The 18,662-nt window shown below is 63.7% G+C and carries 14 protein-coding genes; 3 read left to right on the top strand and 11 right to left on the bottom strand.

Features of this window, described 5'->3' with window-relative positions:
- The first annotated feature begins 1 nt into the window (after nucleotide 1).
- Entirely contained in the window at nucleotides 2-649 is a 648-nt protein-coding gene (locus ACQRBR_RS07615) for a class II aldolase/adducin family protein (RefSeq protein ID WP_427812695.1), read from the top strand.
- A gap of 405 nt (nucleotides 650-1,054) precedes the next feature.
- Here ACQRBR_RS07615 and thiF read toward each other — a convergent pair whose 3' ends face one another.
- The 5 genes from thiF to ACQRBR_RS07590 all read right to left on the bottom strand — a co-directional run bounded on the left by thiF (nucleotide 1,055) and on the right by ACQRBR_RS07590 (nucleotide 6,123).
- Complete coding sequence (gene thiF / locus ACQRBR_RS07610; RefSeq protein ID WP_427812694.1) at nucleotides 1,055-1,666, bottom strand: sulfur carrier protein ThiS adenylyltransferase ThiF; 612 nt, start codon at nucleotides 1,664-1,666, stop codon at nucleotides 1,055-1,057.
- Between the two features lie 266 nt (nucleotides 1,667-1,932).
- The gene (gene thiH / locus ACQRBR_RS07605; RefSeq protein WP_303879732.1) at nucleotides 1,933-3,057 is read right to left on the bottom strand and encodes a 2-iminoacetate synthase ThiH; all 1,125 of its coding nucleotides are present in this window, start codon (nucleotides 3,055-3,057) and stop codon (nucleotides 1,933-1,935) included.
- A gap of 13 nt (nucleotides 3,058-3,070) precedes the next feature.
- A complete protein-coding gene (locus ACQRBR_RS07600; RefSeq protein ID WP_427812693.1) occupies nucleotides 3,071-3,856 on the bottom strand; it encodes a thiazole synthase in 786 nt (261 codons plus the stop codon).
- A gap of 77 nt (nucleotides 3,857-3,933) precedes the next feature.
- Complete coding sequence (gene thiS / locus ACQRBR_RS07595) at nucleotides 3,934-4,134, bottom strand: sulfur carrier protein ThiS (RefSeq protein ID WP_168934698.1); 201 nt, start codon at nucleotides 4,132-4,134, stop codon at nucleotides 3,934-3,936.
- Between the two features lie 417 nt (nucleotides 4,135-4,551).
- Entirely contained in the window at nucleotides 4,552-6,123 is a 1,572-nt protein-coding gene (locus ACQRBR_RS07590) for a lipopolysaccharide biosynthesis protein (RefSeq protein WP_427812692.1), read from the bottom strand.
- 340 nt (nucleotides 6,124-6,463) lie between these two features.
- On the opposite strand from ACQRBR_RS07590, the gene ilvD reads away from it, so the two are divergent.
- Entirely contained in the window at nucleotides 6,464-8,143 is a 1,680-nt protein-coding gene (ilvD, locus tag ACQRBR_RS07585) for a dihydroxy-acid dehydratase (protein WP_321127446.1), read from the top strand.
- A 229-nt stretch (nucleotides 8,144-8,372) separates the two neighbouring features.
- Entirely contained in the window at nucleotides 8,373-9,314 is a 942-nt protein-coding gene (locus ACQRBR_RS07580) for an AEC family transporter (RefSeq protein ID WP_303879760.1), read from the top strand.
- Between the two features lie 666 nt (nucleotides 9,315-9,980).
- On the opposite strand, the gene ACQRBR_RS07575 is transcribed toward ACQRBR_RS07580, so the two are convergent.
- The 6 genes from ACQRBR_RS07575 to aprB form a co-directional block, all read right to left on the bottom strand.
- Nucleotides 9,981-10,703, bottom strand: a complete 723-nt coding sequence (locus ACQRBR_RS07575) for a hypothetical protein (protein WP_427812691.1) — start codon at nucleotides 10,701-10,703, stop codon at nucleotides 9,981-9,983.
- Nucleotides 10,704-10,788: 85 nt separating this feature from the next.
- On the bottom strand, nucleotides 10,789-11,973 hold the full coding sequence (gene qmoC, locus ACQRBR_RS07570) for a quinone-interacting membrane-bound oxidoreductase complex subunit QmoC (protein WP_006008668.1): 1,185 nt from the start codon (nucleotides 11,971-11,973) through the stop codon (nucleotides 10,789-10,791).
- A gap of 13 nt (nucleotides 11,974-11,986) precedes the next feature.
- Nucleotides 11,987-14,248: an FAD-dependent oxidoreductase gene (locus ACQRBR_RS07565; protein ID WP_303740149.1), complete on the bottom strand. Its 2,262-nt coding sequence runs from the start codon at nucleotides 14,246-14,248 to the stop codon at nucleotides 11,987-11,989.
- A gap of 5 nt (nucleotides 14,249-14,253) precedes the next feature.
- A complete protein-coding gene (locus ACQRBR_RS07560) occupies nucleotides 14,254-15,489 on the bottom strand; it encodes a CoB--CoM heterodisulfide reductase iron-sulfur subunit A family protein (protein WP_006008672.1) in 1,236 nt (411 codons plus the stop codon).
- A gap of 222 nt (nucleotides 15,490-15,711) precedes the next feature.
- Nucleotides 15,712-17,700, bottom strand: coding sequence for an adenylyl-sulfate reductase subunit alpha (gene aprA, locus ACQRBR_RS07555; RefSeq protein ID WP_006008676.1), 1,989 nt, complete (start codon nucleotides 17,698-17,700; stop codon nucleotides 15,712-15,714).
- Nucleotides 17,701-17,737: 37 nt separating this feature from the next.
- Nucleotides 17,738-18,226, bottom strand: coding sequence for an adenylyl-sulfate reductase subunit beta (gene aprB, locus ACQRBR_RS07550; RefSeq protein WP_006008678.1), 489 nt, complete (start codon nucleotides 18,224-18,226; stop codon nucleotides 17,738-17,740).
- Nucleotides 18,227-18,662 lie beyond the last annotated feature (436 nt).

The raw sequence follows: 18,662 nt of genomic DNA, 5'->3' as shown, positions 1-18,662 counted from the left end.
CATGCCCTTTCCTTGTTTCCACCAGCGTCAGGGCCGGGACATCGCCCTGGCCGAGCTGCCGTCGTCCATCGTCCGGGAGCTGGCCGAAGTCTGCCGCGAAGCCTGGCACGGCGGCATGCTGGCCGGCTGCAACGGTAACGCCAGCTGCCGCTGGCAGAGCCCCGAAGGCGAACGCATCGTCATTACCCGCAGCGGCGCGGCCAAGGGGCGCCTGACGCTTCAGGACCTGTGCGTGCTGGATGCCCGGAGCGGCGCCACCCTGTACGGCGGGCCTTCGTCCAGCGAGGGCCTCATGCATCTGGAAGTTTACGCGGCCCGGCCCCAGTGCGGGGCTATCCTGCACACGCATCCCCGGCAGCTGCTGGCCCTGGCCCTGAAACTGGAGAGCCGGGCAGACTGGCAGGAACGCTTTTTGAAACTGCCGGTCTTCGAGTCCGGCGTCTGGCGGGCCCGGCTGGGCTACGCCCCGGCCTTCGAGCCCGGCACCCGCGAGCTGGCCGAGGCCGTGGGACAGGCCGCCCGCGATTTCGAGGCCGTGTGGATGATCCGCCACGGCCTGTGTGCTTCGGCCCCCTGTCTGGGCCAGGCCCTTACCCTCAGCGAAGAACTGGAACATCTGGCCGCCATCCAGCTGCTGGCCGGGATGTAGTTTTATTGAGGGGAGGGGGGCCCCCTCATCTCTGCTGTCGATGCCCGTAACGCTCCTTCGTCGCTAACGGGCACGGCCCTGCGGGCCGTATTTTGAGGGGAGGAGGGACCCCTCTGCTGGCGCGAGAGGAGGTCCCCCCTCCCCTCAAGCTCCCCACCCCCTCCCCAGCGCGCTTTATCAGAACGTACGGCCCCGGACTGTCATACAGTCCGGGGCCGTACGTTCGTCATAGCTCTGGGCAGGTGCCGACAAGGGGCATCCTGGCGTTATGGAGGACATAGAGAAAAGGGGCGGGCCATTCCTTTGTTCGTAGCGGCGGAAGGCAGCTGTGGGCATGGGCACGTCTTCCTTGCCGGGCAGCGTCAGGCGCAAGGCATCAAGGGGGAGGCGCCTCTCAGAAAAGTTCTATTCCACGCCGGTGAGGATGAATTCCAGCATGGCGTCGGCCAGCAGGGCCGCGGCCTCGGTCACGCGCGGGGCCAGGGGCGGATATTCAAGGATGTCGGTCTCGAAGTCGCCCACCAGCACCAGATTGCCCAGCACGCGTTTTTGCATGGGCTTGCCGCCAAAGCCGCCCATGCCCGATGCACTGGCGATGCGGCGGCCCGAGAGCATGACCTTTTCCACCAGCAGGCGCTTGTCCGCCGCGCCGTCCAGGGCCTCCAGCCACAGGGGGCAGCGGGCCACCAGTTCGTCCACGTTGGCGGCGTCGATACGCAGGCGGCAGGTCTCCACCTGGGCGTCGGGGTTCAGCTCCCGCACCAGTTCGGCCAGGGCTTCCACCTTGGGGCGGCCCAGATGCCGGGGCCAGAATTGCTGCCGGTTGAGGTTGGACGCGTCCACCACGTCATCGTCGATGAGCAGGAAATGCTCCACACCGCTGCGGGCCAGCATCAGGACGGCATTGGACCCCAGACCGCCCGCACCGGCCACACCCACCCGGGCGGCCCGCAGGGCCTCCAGCCGGGCCGGGTAAAGATAGCGCGTCAGGCCCTGACGCAACACGTTCTCACTCATGGCAGACTCCCTGAAAAACGGTTTACGGATGGATGCGTCCAAACTTCATCCTGAAACAGCCCTTTCCGGGCCGCATCCACGGAATGGACAGGGACCCGGCCACAACGGGCGAACCCGGCCCCTCATGAAAAGGTGGACTGTCCCGCCCCCGTATGAAAAGGAGGGACGTCTTTCCGCCGGAAAGACGTCCCTCCCGAATAAAGCGCGCTGGGGAGAGGGAGGGGAGTTTGAGGGGAGGGGCCCCCCTCCCCTCAACAACACTCAGTCTAGGCGTGGGTCAGGGTGGGGTCTTCCCAGTCCTTGATGACGGCCTGATAGCCGTTCCTGGTCAGGTCGGCGATCATCTGTTCCACGCTGCGGTGGTCGGTGATGTCGAACTGGCCGCTGTTGTCGGCATGGGTCTTGCGGCCGCCCACGGCGGTGGACACACCGGCCGAGACGCGGGTCACGCCCAGCGGGATCAGGTGGTCACGCATGAAGGCGCTCTCGCGGCTGGAGCAGGTGATGGACGAGCGCGGCAGGAAGCAGCGCAGGGCCGTCACATACTGCACGAAGCGGCGGTCATCGAGGGCGTGCGGGATGTCGAAGCTGCCCTCGTGCGAGCAGATGCGGGGGATGGACAGGCCCACGTCCACGCCGGGATAATGGCGCAGCAGCCACCAGGCGTGCAGGCCGGTGGCGAAGGCGTCCTGTTCGAATTCGTCCAGGCCCAGCAGGGCGCCCAGGCCCAGGGAGCGCATGCCCGCGCGGGCGGCGCGTTCGGGGGCGTTGAGGCGGAAGGCGTAGTCCTTCTTGGGGCCCACCGGATGCAGCCAGTCGTAGAGCTCGGGATTGTAGGTCTCCTGGAACATGGTCATGCTGTCCACGCCGCTTTCCACCATGAGGCGGTATTCGTCCTCGGTCATGGAGTAGACTTCGATGCCCACGCTGGCGAACAGGGGCTTGATGCGGCGGGCGACCTCCGCGATGTACTCGGGCGAGGAGAGCTTGCGGGCATCGCCGGTGAGCAGCAGGATGTGCTGCAGGCCCATGTCCGCGATGGCCTTGGCTTCGTCGTAGGCCTCTTCGGGGCTCAGGTGGCGGCGCGGCTGCTTGTTGTTGGCGTTGAAGCCGCAGTAACGGCACTGGTTGGTGCAGTAGTCCGACACGTAGAGCGGCGTGAACAGGTTCACGGCCCGGCCGAAGTAGCGCAGGGTCAGCTCATGGGCGCGCTGGGCCATCTGCTCCAGCAGGGGCGCGGCCGCGGGCGAGAGCAGGGTCAGGAAGTCGGCGGGCTGCAGGTAGTCCTTGCGCAGCACGGCGCGCACCTGGTCTTCGGTGGCGCCGGCGGCTATCTGGCTGCGGCGTTCGCGCGGCCAGTTGTTTTCCAGATATTGCTGAAAGTTTTCCATATCCGCCCCCGACCTAGCGCAGGAAGCCCGTCAGCGGAGAGGAGGCCTGGGCGCCTTCGCCGCAGGCACGCACGGCACCGGGACCGGCCAGCCAGGCGGCACGACCGGCTTCCACAGCCTGACGGAAGGCACGGCCCATGAGCACCGGATCGGTGGACGAGGCGATGCCGGTGTTCACCAGGCAGGCGGCGGCGCCCATCTCCATGGCCTCGCAGGCATGGGAGGGCAGGCCGATACCGGCGTCCACTACGATGGGCAGGTCGATCTCTTCGATGAGGATGCCGATCATCTCGCGGGTGCGCAGGCCGCGGTTGGTGCCGATGGGCGCGCCCAGGGGCATGACGGCGGCGGCACCGGCATCCACGCAGGCGCGGGCCACATAGAGGTCGGGGTTGATGTAGGGCAGCACGGTGAAGCCTTCCTTGGCCAGGATCTCGGTGGCCTTGGCGGTCTCGTAGCCGTCGGGCAGCAGGTGGCGGGTATCGGAGATGACTTCGATCTTGATCCAGTCGGCGCAACCGGCGGCACGGGCCAGACGGGCCAGGCGCACGGCCTCTTCGGCGGTGCGGGCGCCGGAGGTGTTGGGCAGCAGACGCATGTGGGAGGGGATGTGGCCCACGATGCCCTGCTGGCCTTTTTCCACGCGGCGCATGGCCACGGTGATCACCTGCGCGCCGCTGCTGGCGCAGACGTCGGGGATAAGGGCGTCATTGCTGTATTTGCCGGTACCGATGAACAGGCGGCTCTGCAGTTCCACGCCGCCGATGATGAGGGGATCGTTGTTCTGAAAATCGCTCATGATGGTCTCCTGCGGCCGACCGGGCCGCGCGGTGCGCACTGGGCGCAGAGGAAGAAAAAACGTCGTCGTGCCGGCGGCTAACCGCCGCCCACGAACTGCACGATCTCCAGCACGTCGCCCTCGTTCAGGGCGGTGGCCGCGAAGTCCGCGGCGGGCACGATCTGGCCGTTGTGTTCCACGACCACGGCGGTGGCATCGTGTTCCCGCTCCCGCAGCAGGGCCGCCACGGTCAGGCCTTCGGCACAGGTACAGGCTTCGCCATTGATGGTGAGTTGCATACTGCCTCCACAAAAAAACCCGTCCACCTTGCAAGAGGGCGAAACGGGCACGTTGGGCGCAAAAAGAGCGCACGTTGCCAGCTTCCCTTCGACAGCACTATCTGCATCAGGTGCAGGGCCGCACGGCGGCCCTAGGGGTCAGGGTCCTTGCACCCTTTCTCAGCCCGCAGGCTCCCCCAGCCGGAAGCAAAAAACTAGTCCCGGGACAGAAATATTGCAAGGGGGATAGCCCCGGCTTGCCGATTTTCCCGGTGCCCGCCCTGTCAGGACTGTGTTCGGGCTTGGTTTTTCCGTGCTGCGACCTGCTGCCGGCAGGAATCCGGCAGTCCGTTATCCACAGGGGCCGCAGCCTGTGTCCTCATCTTCGGAGGCCGGTGTTCCGGAGCGTCTCCTGTCCTCTCTTCTGTCGCGTAGTCATCAGCGTCCCAGACGGGCACGCAGCTTCTGGATCTTTTCGCGCATCTCGGCGCGGCTCATGCCCAGCAGCTGGGGAATGAGCAGGGCCGTGAGCGCGGCGGCCAGGGTGTAGACGACGCCGGAGATCAGGAAGCGCAGCAGGGAGTCGATGCCGCCCAGGCCCAGCATAAGGGTGAGCTCGCGGCAGGCAAAGGCCACGGCGGCCAGCACCAGCACGCACCAGATCTCGTGCAGCATGATGGGCAGCAGCCGGATGGGCACGAAGCGCGAGGCGCGCCAGAGGCAGATGTTGACGGTCACGCACTGCACGGCGATGGTCTTGATGGACAGGCCCACGGCCCCCAGATGCAGGCCGCCGTAAGCTTCGGGCGCCAGCAGGAACCAGGCCGTGGTCATGCCGTAGACGCATTCCAGCAGGGTGAGGTTGCGCAGTTCGCGGGTACGGCCCGAGGCATGGAACACGGAGCTGGCCAGCTGCAGATAGGACTGGTGCAGAGGGTAGAGGGCCATGATCTGCACGGGCAGGATGGCGGCGGTGAACTCCGCGCCCCCGAAGATGCGCACCAGGGCCGGGCCCTCGGCCATGCTGAAGCAGGCGAAGTAGGCGGCCACGGCATAGATCAGGGGAGCGAAGCGATTGACCAGGCGGCCCATGAGCTGGAGATCGCGCTGCCCCCAGGCGATGGAAAGCTCACGCATGACCAGCGGCGTCATGGCCGAGACGAACATCAGACAGGCCAGGCAGACCTTGTGGCCCAGGGCGAAATAGCCCTGTTCGGCACTGCCGTCGAACCACTGCAACAGCCAGCGTTCCGCGGCGGCCATGAGGAAGATGAGCAGGGCCTGGACGAAGAGCGGATGGCTGTAGGTGAAGAACTCCTGACAGTAGGCCTTGTTGCTGTCGGCACTCAGGCGCAGGCAGAAGGTGGCGTCCGGGCCGCCGTAGCAGCGCTCCCAGTGGCGCCGGGTGACGATCCAGTAGCCCAGGGCCGTGACGCCCAGCATGGCGTACTGCTGGCCGAAAAGGCTGAAGATGTTCAGCCAGTCCAGCAGGAACAGGCCGATGAGCAGGAACACGGCCGAGAGCGAGACCACGGTGCGCACCATCTCGGACTGCACGGTGGCGCCCACGGCATCGTTCATGGAGCGGAGCACGCGGCCCCACCAGGTCAAAAAGGCCCAGATGGCGGCCAGCGGGGCCAGCCACAGGGGCACGTCGGGCATGAGCCAGTTGCCGACGAGGGGCACCTGCATGGCGCCGGCGATGAGCAGGCTGATGACGGCGATGAGCAGGCTGAGCCGCATGTAAAAGCTGATGAGGCCCGTTTCGGACTGGCGCCGGGACAGGGCATTGTAGAAGCAGGTGGACGTGCCCATGTCCAGGAACATGAACAGCTGCTGGAAAAAGTTGGTGGCAAAACTGTAATTGCCGTACATGGCCGGGCCCAGGGCACGGGGCAGGATGGCTTCCATGGCCAGATAGACCGGCACGGAAGCCACGTTGGCCAGCAGCTTGCATATATAGCGACGCGCCAGACTTGGCGTGGAGGGGGGATTCGTCCTGTTTTCCATGCGGGAAAACCTAGCCCACTTTGCGGCCTGCCACAAGCCGGGAATGGGGCGTGGCGTGCCCTGCGGACCGGCTGCCTGCCGGGGACAAGTGTTTACGGCCTCCGGCTTTTTGCGTATGAAAAAACATTGAGCGCACGCACAAACAGCGCACCGGAGGACGCGGCCCAGCCGCTCCGGGAGCGGCCGCCTTACCGGCGGTCCCGCCCCGCCCTCAACGCCACCATGCGGCGGGCTGCCGCGCCGCTGCCCCCGTGACGCCCATGCACAAGATTCCCGCGCGATCCTTTTGCGGCCTTCTGCCGCCGCGCGGGCCGCTGACAAACGTCCAAAGGATACCGTCATGGAAGAGAACAGCAAAAAAATGAAATCCGGCCTGGAAAAGGCCCCTCACCGTTCCCTGCTTTATGCCCTGGGCCTGACCCGCGAGGAAATGGAACGTCCTCTGGTGGGCGTGGTCAACGCCGCCAGTGAAGTGGTGCCCGGTCACCTGCACCTGGGCAAGCTGGCCGAGGCCGTCAAGGCCGGTGTGCGCATGGCCGGCGGCACCCCCCTGGAATTCCCCGCCATCGCCGTGTGCGACGGCATCGCCATGAACCATGAGGGCATGCGCTTCTCCCTGCCTTCGCGCGAGTTCATCGCCGACTCCATCGAGATCATGGCCCGCGCCCATGCCTTCGACGCCCTGGTCTTCATCCCCAACTGCGACAAATGCGTGCCCGGCATGCTCATGGCCATGATGCGCCTGAACATCCCCTCGGTGCTGGTCTCCGGCGGTCCCATGCTGCCCGGTACCCTGACCCCCGGCAAGCAGGGCGACCTCATCACCCTGTTCGAGGGCGTGGGCCGCGTGCGCAACGGCCAGATGAGCGAAGAAGAACTGACCCAGTGGGAAGAACGCGCCTGCCCCGGCTGCGGTTCCTGTGCGGGCATGTTCACGGCCAACTCCATGAACTGCCTGGCCGAGACCATCGGTGTGGCCCTGCCCGGCAACGGCACCATCCCGGCCGTGCATGCGGCCCGTGTGCGCCTGGCCAAGCAGGCCGGCATGCGCGTCATGGATCTGGTGAAGCGCAACATCCGTCCCCGCGACATCGTCACCCGCGGCGCCGTGGAAAATGCCATCGCCGTGGACATGGCCCTGGGCTGCTCCACCAACACCACCCTGCACCTGCCCGCCATCTTCCATGAAGCCGGTCTGGACATCGACCTGTCCGTCTTCGACGAAGTGAGCCGCAAGAGCCCCAACCTCTGCAAGCTTTCCCCCGCCGGCCACCACTACATGGTGGACCTGGAGAACGCCGGCGGCATCCCGGCCGTCATGAGCGAGCTGGACAAGCTGAATCTGATCCGCAAGGACTGCATGACCGTCACCGGCAAGACCGTGGGCGAGAACCTGAAGGAACGCAACGCCCGCATCCTGGATACGGACGTGATCCACACCATCGACAACGCCTATTCCAAGGAAGGCGGCATCGCCATCCTGCGCGGCTCGCTGGCTCCTGACGGCGCCGTGGTCAAGCAGTCCGCCGTGGCGCCCGAGATGATGCGCCGCGAAGTGACCGCCCGCGTGTTCGAAAGTGAAGAAGACGCCATGCACGCCATCCTCGACGGCAAGATCAAGCCCGGCGACGGCGTGGTGGTACGTTACGAAGGTCCCAAGGGCGGCCCCGGCATGCGCGAGATGCTGTCCCCCACCGCCGCCATCACCGGCATGGGCCTGGGCAAGGACGTGGCCCTGTTCACCGACGGCCGCTTCTCCGGCGGTACCAACGGTGCGGCCATCGGCCACATCTCGCCCGAAGCCGCCAACGGTGGCCCCATCGCCCTGGTGCGTGACGGCGACCGCATCCTGGTGGACATCCCCAACCGCAAGCTGGACCTGCTGGTGGACGAAGCCGAACTGGCCCGCCGTCGCGCCGAGCTGGTGCCGCCGCAGAAGGAATGCCCCTATCCCGTGCTGCGCCGTTACGCCAGCATGGTGAGCTCCGCGGACAGCGGCGCCATGTACAAGAAAGTCTAGGACGCTTTCCCGGCCGGGACAGGCGCCCGCAGGAGGGACGGCCTGTGCCGTCATCCCCTGTGATGCCGTGCCTGTCCCTTCCGGGCATCCGTCCGGCTCTTCGGGGGCGGTGTGATGCCCGGAAAGCCGAAGGACGTCCGTCCGTTTGCCGATGGTCCCGCATTGCCGCCGGAGCAGTGCGGGACCATCGTTTTCTGGCAGGGCCTGTTCCTGCCGCACAGGTGCCATCATGGTTTTTCTGCACGCCCTTCAGGGCATCCTCAGCTTGCAGATCATCGTCTCGGTAGCGTATGTGCTGGCCCGCAAGGGCTGGTTCTCACCCGAGACCCAGATCCTGCTGCCCCGGCTGGTCACTACCGTGGCCCTGCCTTCCTACCTGTTCTATACCATCACCCATTCTTTCGGCCGGGACGATCTCGTCCACCTGATCTACGGTTCGATCTTCCCGCTGTTCAGCATCCTGCTGACCTTTGCCGTGGCCTTGCTGGTGGCCAGGATCACACGCGTGGAGCGGCGGCATTTCGGCCTGTTCTGCGCCAGCTTCACCACGTCCAACACGGTCTTCATCGGGCTGCCCGTCAATCTGGCCTTGTTCGGTGATGCGGCCGCGCCGTATGTGCTGCTGTATTTCTTTGCCAACACCACCTTTTTCTGGAGTATCGGCAGCTACATCATGAGCCATGACAACGAAGCGTTGCGCGGTTCCGCCACGCTGCTGGACAATGTGCGTCATATCTTTTCACCGCCCATGCTGGGCTTTCTGGCCGGGCTGGCCATGACCCTGCTGGGTCTGCGGCTGCCGGAGTTCGTACAGGAAGCCCTGCGCTACATGGGCAACCTTACCACGCCGCTGGCCCTGATCTTCATCGGCATCTGCCTCTACAAGATGGATCTGCGCCATCTGCATCTGTCGCGTGACCTGGTGCTGGCCCTGCTGGGCAAGCTGGTGATCTGTCCCCTGATACTGGCCGGCATGCTGCATTTTGTGGAGCTGCCCGAGCTTATGGAAAAGGTGTTCATCATCCAGGCCGGTCTGCCCTGCATGATGCAGATCTCCATCCTGGGCGCTGTCTACAAGACGGATGCGCCCTTCGGGGCCCTGCTGGTCAGCCTGTCGACCATTCTTTCCGTCATCACCATCCCTGTGGCCATGACCCTGCTTTCACTGTAGCGCTGAAGGGGACGGGCGAGAGCCGGAGCCCGGAGTTGTTGAGGGGGGAAGGAAGGACCTTTAGCTCGCGCGTAAAGGGCCCTCCTTCCCCCCTCAAGCTCCCCCCCCATCCTCCTCCAAACGCGCTTTATCGGCGTCAGGAGAGGCCTGGTTTTCTCTCTGGCTAGACCAGTACTCCTGCTTCTGCCCAACCCTCCGCGCACGGCTGCATACCCCTGATCCCTCTTTTCCATCTACGCAGTCTCTCCCCCCTGAGCTATCTTCGTCATGTATTGAGCGCGCCGTTTGGGCGGCGTACGCCTAAGGCGTGGTGCCGCCCAAGTGGCGCGCCGTGATGCAACCGGGGGCCTGACGCGGGGCACGGGGATGCAGGGGGGCTGGGGCCGCGCAGGCCCCGCCCCCTTGCCGCTTCGCCGCGGAGGCGACCAGGCCCCCGGCCGGGCAGTGGCCATCCATCGGACGGCTGGCTGTCGCGCTATGCGAGTTTTCCCCTCCCCGTAGCGAGTAATAACCGCCATTGGACGGCGGCTGTCGTGCTACGGCTCCCCTCATCCCGGGCAGGGGCTGCCATATGGCACTGCCCCTTTTGCCCCGCGCCGGCGACCATGAAAAAAGGCGCGCCCGCCGGAACGGACGCGCCTTGAAAGGCGATGCCTTGACTTGGGACTAGAAGCCGAAGCCGTCGGAGTTGGCGCCGCTGGTGCCGAAACCGAAATCGTCCGGCACGCCGCCTTCTTCCTGGGCGGGTTCTTCGGCGGCGGCAGCTTCACCGGCCACGCCGGCAGCAGCCACACCCACGGTGATGTTCTTCAGGTTGTCCTTGATGGCGTCCTTGATGCTCTGCATCAGTTCGTCATGGTTGATAGCGACCTTGCCCTGGAATTCGGCCACCTGGCGACGCAGACCGCCCATGTCGGTCTTCATGGTCTTGATGGTGTCTTCCAGCTTGTCGCACTTCTTCTGCAGTTCTTCAGCCTTGCCCTGATAGGGGGCCAGGGTTTCCACCTGCTGGCGCAGGGTGGCGATCTCGGCGCGCTGGCTGACCATGGTGCCGTGCATGTCGTCCATCATGTCGAGCACGGTGGCGACGGCGTTCTTCAGGCAGTCGTCCATGGGGGGCAGGGAGATGGTGTCGCCCAGCAGACGGGCACCCTGGTTGACGAAGTCGCCCCAGTTGTCACCGTCTTTGTAGTTCATGTCCAGGAACTTGGGGGACAGCTTGGCCAGCCAGGCAGCGGCGAAGGGAGCCACAGCGGCGGCGCAGGCGTCACAGACGATGCTGCGACCGGTGATGTAACCGGCGATATCTTTCACGTCCGCGCCCTTCTTGGCGACGGCCAGGGCCAGGACGGTTTCCACAGGGAACATTTTGCGAGCGGTATCAGACATTTTCGGCCTCCTCCTCGGAGAACGGTGTTTTGCAGTGTGAGCCTGTGCGGGCCGTCGTCACGGGGCGACGGCCCGGAAGACCATCCTAGTAGCCGCGTCCGTACATGCGGACGAACAGCAGGGCCGCGGTGCGGTACACGAAGTGACCGAGCTTGGACCACGGCAGGTAGGCAAAGAGCATCCACACAAAGACCAGATGCAGGTAGTACACCACAAAGGCGGGCTGGATGGCATCGGCCAGGCGGAAGACCTGGGACAGGATACCCGTCACGGCCACCAGCCAGATGATGCCCAGCAGGTACCAGTCATACCAGCTCGAACCCTGATGCTTGGGGTTCAGCTTCAGACGGCGGGCGGTGAGCATGGCCAGGCCGCAGACCAGCATGATGGCGCCGAGGTTGGCCAGGATCTTCACAGGGTACAGCAGCGGCATGGGGGTCTCGATCTTGATGAGCGGGATGATCTTGCCGCCCCAGTGGCCCAGGGCCACCACGGCCGTCACGAAGGCCAGGATGACGAAGCTGTAGACCAGGATCATGTGGCCGGCCTTGCGGTTGGGCACATAGGTACCGGTCTTGGGACCAGCTTCGCAGTCGTCGAACTTGCGATGGGTGACCACTTCGTCAATGAGCACGTCCAGCAGGTGCCAGTACCAGGCCTTGGTCTTGCCAAGCACGGTCAGGCGGCCTTCGGGCTTGAACATGCCCCAGAGCTTGCGCACGCCCTTGTAGAGGATGTAGCAGGCCCCGAAGAAGGTGATCATGAAGATGGGGTCGATGGTGTAGTCACCATAGAACACCTGACCGAACACGATGCGGCCGTCGGCGGCGCGGGGGAACCAGTTGCCGTCATTGAAGCCGGCGCGGATCCACCAGATGAAGAGCCACAGCAGGGCCGGGATGGCGAAGAGGAAGGGCAGGCCGGAGGGCTTGCTCATCCACTTGCCCACGATGGTGGGCTCGGTCAGATCGCGGTAGACCATGTTGCGGGCAGCGCCCATGACGTCGGCGGGACGGGCACCACGGGGGCAGAGGTCCGCGCAGTTGCCGCAGTTGTGGCAGAGCCACAGGTCCACGTCGGTGGCCAGCTTTTCCTTGAGGCCCCAGGACGCCCACACCATTTCCTTGCGGGGGTAGGGAGCGTTTTCCGGAGCCATGGGGCAGGCCACGGAGCAGGTGGCGCACTGATAGCATTTTTTCAGGCTTTCGCCGCCCGCTTCCATCAGCTCCCGCGTAAAGGTGGAATCCGGCTTGAGAATATTCTGTGCCATTGCAGCCTTCCTCCTACATGCCCTTGAACGGGTTGGGGCCGAGTTCCACGATGCGAGCGACGAATTCGTCGATCATGTCCGGCACCTTGTCATATTCGTCGATGGCCACTTCGAGCTGGTCAACGCGCTCGGGCTGCACGCCCAGACGGTTCAGGGTCTCGGCGATGTTTTCCTTGCGGCGGTTGCAGATCTCGGAACCCTTGATGAAGTGGCACTGGTAGTCTTCGCCATATTTGCAGCCCAGCAGCAGCACGCCGTCGAAGCCCTTGCTCATGGCGTCAGACACCCAGATGGCGTTGACGGAGCCGAGGCAGCGCACGGGGATGATGCGGCAGTACGGGCTCCAGGCCTTGCGGCGCATACCGGCCATATCCAGGGCGGGGTAGGCGTCGTTTTCGCAGGCCAGGATGAGGATGCGGGGGCCTTCCTTCTTGAAGTCCTTGGGCACCACAACTTCGCGGATCATGGAACCGATCTGGTCGATGTTGTAGTTGGCAAAGGAGATCACGCGCTCGGGGCAGGCGCCGAAGCAGGTACCGCAACGACGGCAGCGGGCCGGGTTGGGTTTGGGCGTACCCTTTTCGTCGTCGTCCAGGGCGCCGAAGGGGCATTCTTCGGTGCAGCGCTTGCACTGGGTGCAGCGCACGAAGTTGAACACCGGGTAGGAATTGTCACCGGAGCGGGGGTGCACGGCCACACCGTGGGAAGCGGCTTCCACACACTGGATGGCTTTGAGCACGGCACCGCGGGCGTCTTCTTCACAGGCGTCCAGGGTCTGGGGCTGACGCACGCAACCGGCGGCGTAGACACCGGTACGGCGGGTTTCGTAGGGGAAGCAGATGTAGTTGGAGTCCGCGAAACCGTCGAAGAGCTGCAGATCCGGGAAGTCGGGGCCCTGGCGGTAGTCGAATTCCACCACCACGTCCTTGGCGGTCGTGGGCACGACGCCCGTGGGCAGCACCACCAGATCCACATCCAGGTCGAAGTCCATGCCCAGCAGGGTGTTCTTGCAGCTGACCACCATGTGGTTGCCGGCATCACGGATGTCGGTCACATCGGCCTTGGTCATCATCAGGCCCAGACGGTCCTGCATCTTCTTGTAGAAGCGTTCCAGGATGCCGGGGATGGTCATGTCCTTGTACAGCACGAAGGCCTGCACGGCGTCATCGGTCTTGTCACAGATGATGTTGGCCATGCGCAGCATGCCCACGCTGTTGACGGCGTTGGAGTAACGCAGGTGCTTGATGCTTTCCAGGTTTTCCTTGACGAAGCCCTTTTCTTCTTCCTCGGCAGGAGCTTCGGCAGCGGGGGCTTCGGCCTCGGCAGCGGCGGCTTCGTCAGCGGCCTTCTGCAGGGCTTCTTCAGCGATGGTGGTATCGAGCACGAAGGCGATGCGGCGGGCGTCGACCTTGCCTTCGCCCAGCATCTTGGCGAACTGGGCGGCATGGACGACCTTGGGGTTCACGCCCAGGCCCATGCTTTCCAGATACTTTTCAGCCAGCGGCACCCAGCCGGTGGCCAGGACCACGGAGCCGATGTCGAAGGTCTGTTCGCCGTTGGCGGTGGCCACGGTGGCCTTGAACTCGCCGGGCTGGCCTTCCAGTTTGGCCATGTGGGAGTTCAGCAGCACGGTGATGCTGCTGTTGCCGGTCACAGCGGCGATCTTTTCGGCCAGGTTGGTGGGCTGGCGGTCTTCCCAGGGAGCCTGCAGGGGCGAGCCCATGGGCATGTTGTTGACCGCGCCGCCGAGCTTGTCGGCCTTTTCCACCAGGATGACTTCATAGCCGGTCTTGGCGGCTTCCTGGGCGGCGGTGAGGCCGGTCCAGCCGCCACCGATGACCAGGATGCGCTTGATGCCTTCGATGGCCGCAGATTCGGGCATGTTGCTCTTCTGCAGTTTGACCACGCCCATGTTCACGTAGTCGGTGGCCATCTGGGTCAGCAGGGCGGGAGCCGCGCCGCTGACGGCGGAACCATCGGGGTTCTTGTAAGCGAGCACGCACTGTTCGCGCAGGTTCACGTGTTCCACCTGCACGGGCAGCTGCCAGGGGGTAGCTTCGTCGCGGGGGCTGGCACCGCAGAAGAGCACGCCGTCAAGGCCGTTGGCTTCGATGTCGGCACGCACTTCGTCTTCGGCCACGCTCAGCATGGGCAGCACTTTCACCACAGGGGTGAGGTCGCTCCATTTGCTGCGGACCTGTTCGGCCAGGGCTTCCACATCCAGGCCGCCGCCGATGTTCTGTACGTCAAAATAGACGCCGATCTTGCTGGCCATGCCGCCTACCTCCCTTTCACCGTTTGCACCGCCTTAAGAGCGGCGGCCGTGCCGGACTGCGCGGTACGCATCACGTCCAGCGGCATGCGGGCGCAACCGGCGGCAAAAATGCCAGCCTCTTCACCACCCATGACGAAACCGTCTTCGTCCAGGGGCAGGGGCAGGGGCAGGCTGTCGGTGGCCAGGCTGGGCTGCATGCCCGTGGCCAGCACCACCATGTCATAATCCAGATGCAGCTTTTCGCCGCGGATGGCGTCTTCAACGGTCACGGTGACGTTGTCGTCAGCGGCCTGGGCCACGTCGGCCACCTTGCCCTTGATGAAGCGCACATTGGGGGCGGCCTTCACCTTGTCCAGAACCTTCACATAGCGGCCCGGAGCGCGCAGGTCGATGTAGAACACCGAGATCTGGGTCTCAGGGTACTGCTCGCAGATGTACTGGCACTGCTTGAGGGTGGCCATACAGCAGATGTAGGAGCAGTAGTTCAGGTGGTTCTGGTCACGGGAACCGGCGCACTGCACGAAAGCGATGCGTTTGGGACGACGGCCGTCGGTAGGACGGACGATCTTGCCGCCGGTGGGGCCGAAGGGGGAGGCCAGGCGTTCGAGCTGCATGTTGGTCACGCAGTTCTTGACCTTGCCGGCGCCCAGGTTGGCCAGGTTGGTGACGTCGTAGGGCTTCCAGCCGGTGGCCACCACGATGGCGCCCACATTGAGTTCGATCTCGCGGGCGGGTTCGTTCTGGTCCAGGAACTTCTGGCCGGCGACGCGGGCGGCGTCAGCCTTGCTCAGGGCGTCGGTGTCCAGCACGAAGCGGTTGGGGAAAGCGAAAGGCATGGATTTGTACAGAGCCTTGCGCTGGGACAGCCCGAAGTCGAATTCGTTGGGCACGGTGCCTTCCAGGCTGGAGGCGAGGAGGGTGAAGTCCACGTTGTGGGCGGCTACCTTGCGGGGCTTGATGCTCACGGTAGCGGTATAGTCACCCTTGCAGCCGACCAGCTTGGTCACTTCGGCCATGGTGAAGAATTTGATGCGGGGGTTCTTCCTGATGCGCTGGAACTGGATTTCCAGACCGCAGGAGGGGGGACAAAGTTTGGGGAAATATTTGTTGAGCTGGGCCACACGGCCGCCCAGGTAGGGCGACTTTTCCACGATATACACATCGTGGCCCAGTTCCGCCGCTTCGATGGCGGCAGTAAGGCCTGCAAAGCCGCCGCCCACGACGAGAATGGAGTTGGACATCCTGGATATCCTCCTGCGTTGCAGCGCCGTGGCCCCTCTGCGGGGCGGCGCGCACGCCTGCCCGGTTGTATGGGATTGCCGGGCGGCGCAATTGAGAGCCAAGGGGCCCTGCCGCGCGGCGCATATTCCAAGGCGCGGCGGGGAGCTTGCATGTCGCACACCCGCCGCGCCGAAAAAAATGGGGTGGCCTAGGCGGCCACCCCAGGGATGTTCTTCCGCCTACTAGTCAGGGATGATCTGGTAGTAGGGCTTCTTGAAGATCTTGGTTTCGCCGGTGGCGGGATCGTACTTGGAGTTCACGAAGCACTTCCACTTGCTGTCGTCGATACCCAGGAAGTCAGCGCGGTAGTAGAAGCCGGGGTAACGGGACTCTTCACGGAAGGCGATGTGCTGCATGTGCAGGCGCACGGTCCACAGGCGATGGTAGTTTTCCCAGCAACGCAGCAGTTCGTGCAGGTCGCGGGCGGCCAGCTTGGCGGAGTCTTCTTCCATCATGCCCAGCAGATAGAAGCCGGTGTCCAGCAGAGCCTTGGAGGTGGTGTAGTAGGTACCCACGCCGCCGCCGTATTCGTCGGTGCACTTCACGAGGCGCATCATGAAGTTCTTGGGCGTGATGTAGTTGGGGTTCACCACGGGGTCAGTGGAGGCGTCCTTGCCGGCCAGGTAGTTGTAGTAAGGACGGTAGATCAGCTGCTTCAGTTCTTCGGCGGTTTCCTTGAACTCAGGCTTGAAGTCCTTGTGGTCCAGGCACCAGCGGACCATCTGCTTACCGGCGATACGGCCTTCAGCGTGGGAACCGGAGGAGAACTTGTGGCCGGAAGCGCCCACGCCGTCAGCGCAGGTGAACAGGCCTTCCACGGTGGTCATGCGGTTGTAGACCTTACCGTTGGCAGCGCGAACCTTGTAGTCTTCGGGCACCCAAGCTTCGTCGGGACCGGAAACCCAGATACCGCAGCAGCCGGAGTGAGAGCCGAGCAGGTAAGGTTCGGTGGGCATGATTTCGGAACCGCGTTCTTCAGGAGCGGTGTTGGTGGCGGCCCACAGGTTGGCCTGACCCACGCACATATCCAGGAAGTCTTCCCAAGCTTCGGACTCGAGGTCTTTCTGCTGTTCTTCGGTCAGGGTGGCGAAGGTGGTCAGCAGAGCGGTCTTGGTGTCCATGTAGATGGGGCCGCGGCCTTCGCGCATTTCACGAAGCATCATGTGGTTACGCAGGCAGGTGGGGATCACGTGACCCTTGGCGTAGCCGCGATCTTCGTAAGGCTTCAGCATGGCGCGGTTGGTGGCGCAGTAGTCTTCGCCCTTGCTGTTGGTGGCTTTAGCCTTGAACAGCAGGAACCAGGCGCCCACAGGGCCGTAACCGTCCTTGAAGCGGGCGGGCACGAAGCGGTTTTCCATCATGGTCATTTCGGCGCCGACCTGAGCGCACATGGTGTAGGTGGAACCGGCGTTCCACACGGGGTACCAAGCGCGGCCCATGCCTTCACCGGTGGAACGGGGACGGTACACGTTAACGGCACCGCCGGCGGCCACCATGATGGCGTTGGCTTTGAAGATGTGCACTTCGTTGGCACGCAGGTTGAAGCCCACGGCACCAGCGACGCGGTTGGGGGTGTTCTTGTCGAGCAGCAGCTTCACGATGAAGATACGCTCCATGATGCGGTCTTCACCCAGGGCATTCTTGGCAGCTTCGGCCACGATGCACTTGTAGGATTCACCGTTGATCATGATCTGCCAACGACCGGAGCGGACGGGCTCGTCGCCGTTGCGCAGGCTCTTACCGGCGGCCTTGGCGGCGGCGCCGTTCATGTTGTGGCCGTTTTCGTCCTTGATCCAGCAGGGCAGGCCCCACTCTTCGAACAGATGCACGGAGTCGTCAACGTGACGGCCCACGTCGAAGATCAGGTCTTCGCGGACCAGACCCATAAGGTCGGTGCGGACCATGCGGACGTAATCGTCGGCGGTGTTTTTGCCGAGGTAGGTGTTGATGGCGGACAGGCCCTGGGCCACGGCGCCGGAGCGCTCGAGGGCGGCCTTATCGCACAGCATCATTTTCAGACCGTGTTTGTCGCCCCAGCGCACGGCTTCGAAAGCGGCACCGCAGGCACCCATACCGCCGCCCACGATCAGCAGGTCGACGTCATGTTCCTTCACTTCAGGTTCAGCAATGGCAACGCCTTTCATCGCTTCCTTGACGGGAATCATAGGCATAGTGATTTCTCCTTAAGCTCTACGCGGTTACTGCTCTCTAGCGGCCCTGTTCCATAGCGGTGAAGACCTTGTCGGCTTCAGTCACTTCGAACTTCTTGCCCAGGACTTCGATGGGGGTGGCCAGCTTTTCTTCGGTGAACAGCAGTTCGTCGTCGAGGTTGGCGCCTTCCGGTTTGCCTTCGAAGGGCTTGATGGAGCCTTCAGGAGTGGTACGGATGGGGAACTTGAAACGTTTCACGCTGCCGTTGCGGAACTGCACGGTCCACATGATGGAGTCGGCAGAGCGCATGGGGATACAGGTGCCGCCCATGGGAGCAAAGTCGGCGTAGGGACGAGCGGTGATGGCGCCCTGGGGGCAGATCTTCACGCAGGAATAGCATTCCCAGCAGGCGTCGGGTTCCTGGTTGTACGCCTTCATTTCCTGAGGATCGAGGATCATCAGGTCGTTCGGGCAGATGTACATGCAGGCCGTCTTTTCGCCACCCTTGCAGCCGTCGCATTTGGACGGATCGACAAACGTAGGCATAACGTATCCTCCAACTCTTAAAGTGTTTCAGGTCAATTTTGACCATATGGGCAGCCACTCGGGCCGCCCGAGTGCCGTCTTGATTGGATCACGACCCTGGGCAACAGCGCTCAGGTCGTGCGCTTGTGTTTTTAGTAACAAGCTACCCCTCTTCACGTCAAGCCCCCTTTTGAAAAATTCGTGGAAACTCTCGGTGAAAAACGGCACAACCCACTATAATCCTTGCACATTCTCCCTAGCATAATTTTTATGCTGTGTAAAGATGCTCCGCGTTTTGGACGGCTTCCATGTCCAAAATCTGCGTTGAGCCAGGAAAAGGCATGTTTATCAGCTGGTTATCCTGAATATCTCCCTGCTCCTGTTCATGGAGTGTTTTAATAAAATTGTTTAATTTCAAATAGTTATTCTATCAATACTTTCTATGTCGGACGGGCGG

The sequence above is a fragment of the Desulfovibrio sp. SGI.133 genome, from assembly GCF_050313955.1.
Classification (GTDB): domain Bacteria; phylum Desulfobacterota; class Desulfovibrionia; order Desulfovibrionales; family Desulfovibrionaceae; genus Desulfovibrio.
The sequence above is the reverse complement of the archived record's forward strand: the minus strand, read 5'-3'. Positions and strand labels throughout refer to the sequence as shown.

Coding starts and splice junctions, on each gene's coding strand:
- qmoC (WP_006008668.1), bottom strand. CDS start 11,973: ATGGCACAGAATATTCTCAAGCCGGATTCCACCTTTACGCGGGAGCTG.
- thiF (WP_427812694.1), bottom strand. CDS start 1,666: ATGAGTGAGAACGTGTTGCGTCAGGGCCTGACGCGCTATCTTTACCCG.
- thiS (WP_168934698.1), bottom strand. CDS start 4,134: ATGCAACTCACCATCAATGGCGAAGCCTGTACCTGTGCCGAAGGCCTG.
- ACQRBR_RS07590 (WP_427812692.1), bottom strand. CDS start 6,123: ATGGAAAACAGGACGAATCCCCCCTCCACGCCAAGTCTGGCGCGTCGC.
- ACQRBR_RS07565 (WP_303740149.1), bottom strand. CDS start 14,248: ATGGCCAGCAAGATCGGCGTCTATTTTGACGTACAGAACATCGGCGGC.
- ACQRBR_RS07580 (WP_303879760.1), top strand. CDS start 8,373: ATGGTTTTTCTGCACGCCCTTCAGGGCATCCTCAGCTTGCAGATCATC.
- aprB (WP_006008678.1), bottom strand. CDS start 18,226: ATGCCTACGTTTGTCGATCCGTCCAAATGCGACGGCTGCAAGGGTGGC.
- ACQRBR_RS07615 (WP_427812695.1), top strand. CDS start 2: ATGCCCTTTCCTTGTTTCCACCAGCGTCAGGGCCGGGACATCGCCCTG.
- aprA (WP_006008676.1), bottom strand. CDS start 17,700: ATGCCTATGATTCCCGTCAAGGAAGCGATGAAAGGCGTTGCCATTGCT.
- ilvD (WP_321127446.1), top strand. CDS start 6,464: ATGGAAGAGAACAGCAAAAAAATGAAATCCGGCCTGGAAAAGGCCCCT.
- thiH (WP_303879732.1), bottom strand. CDS start 3,057: ATGGAAAACTTTCAGCAATATCTGGAAAACAACTGGCCGCGCGAACGC.
- ACQRBR_RS07560 (WP_006008672.1), bottom strand. CDS start 15,489: ATGTCCAACTCCATTCTCGTCGTGGGCGGCGGCTTTGCAGGCCTTACT.
- ACQRBR_RS07575 (WP_427812691.1), bottom strand. CDS start 10,703: ATGTCTGATACCGCTCGCAAAATGTTCCCTGTGGAAACCGTCCTGGCC.
- ACQRBR_RS07600 (WP_427812693.1), bottom strand. CDS start 3,856: ATGAGCGATTTTCAGAACAACGATCCCCTCATCATCGGCGGCGTGGAA.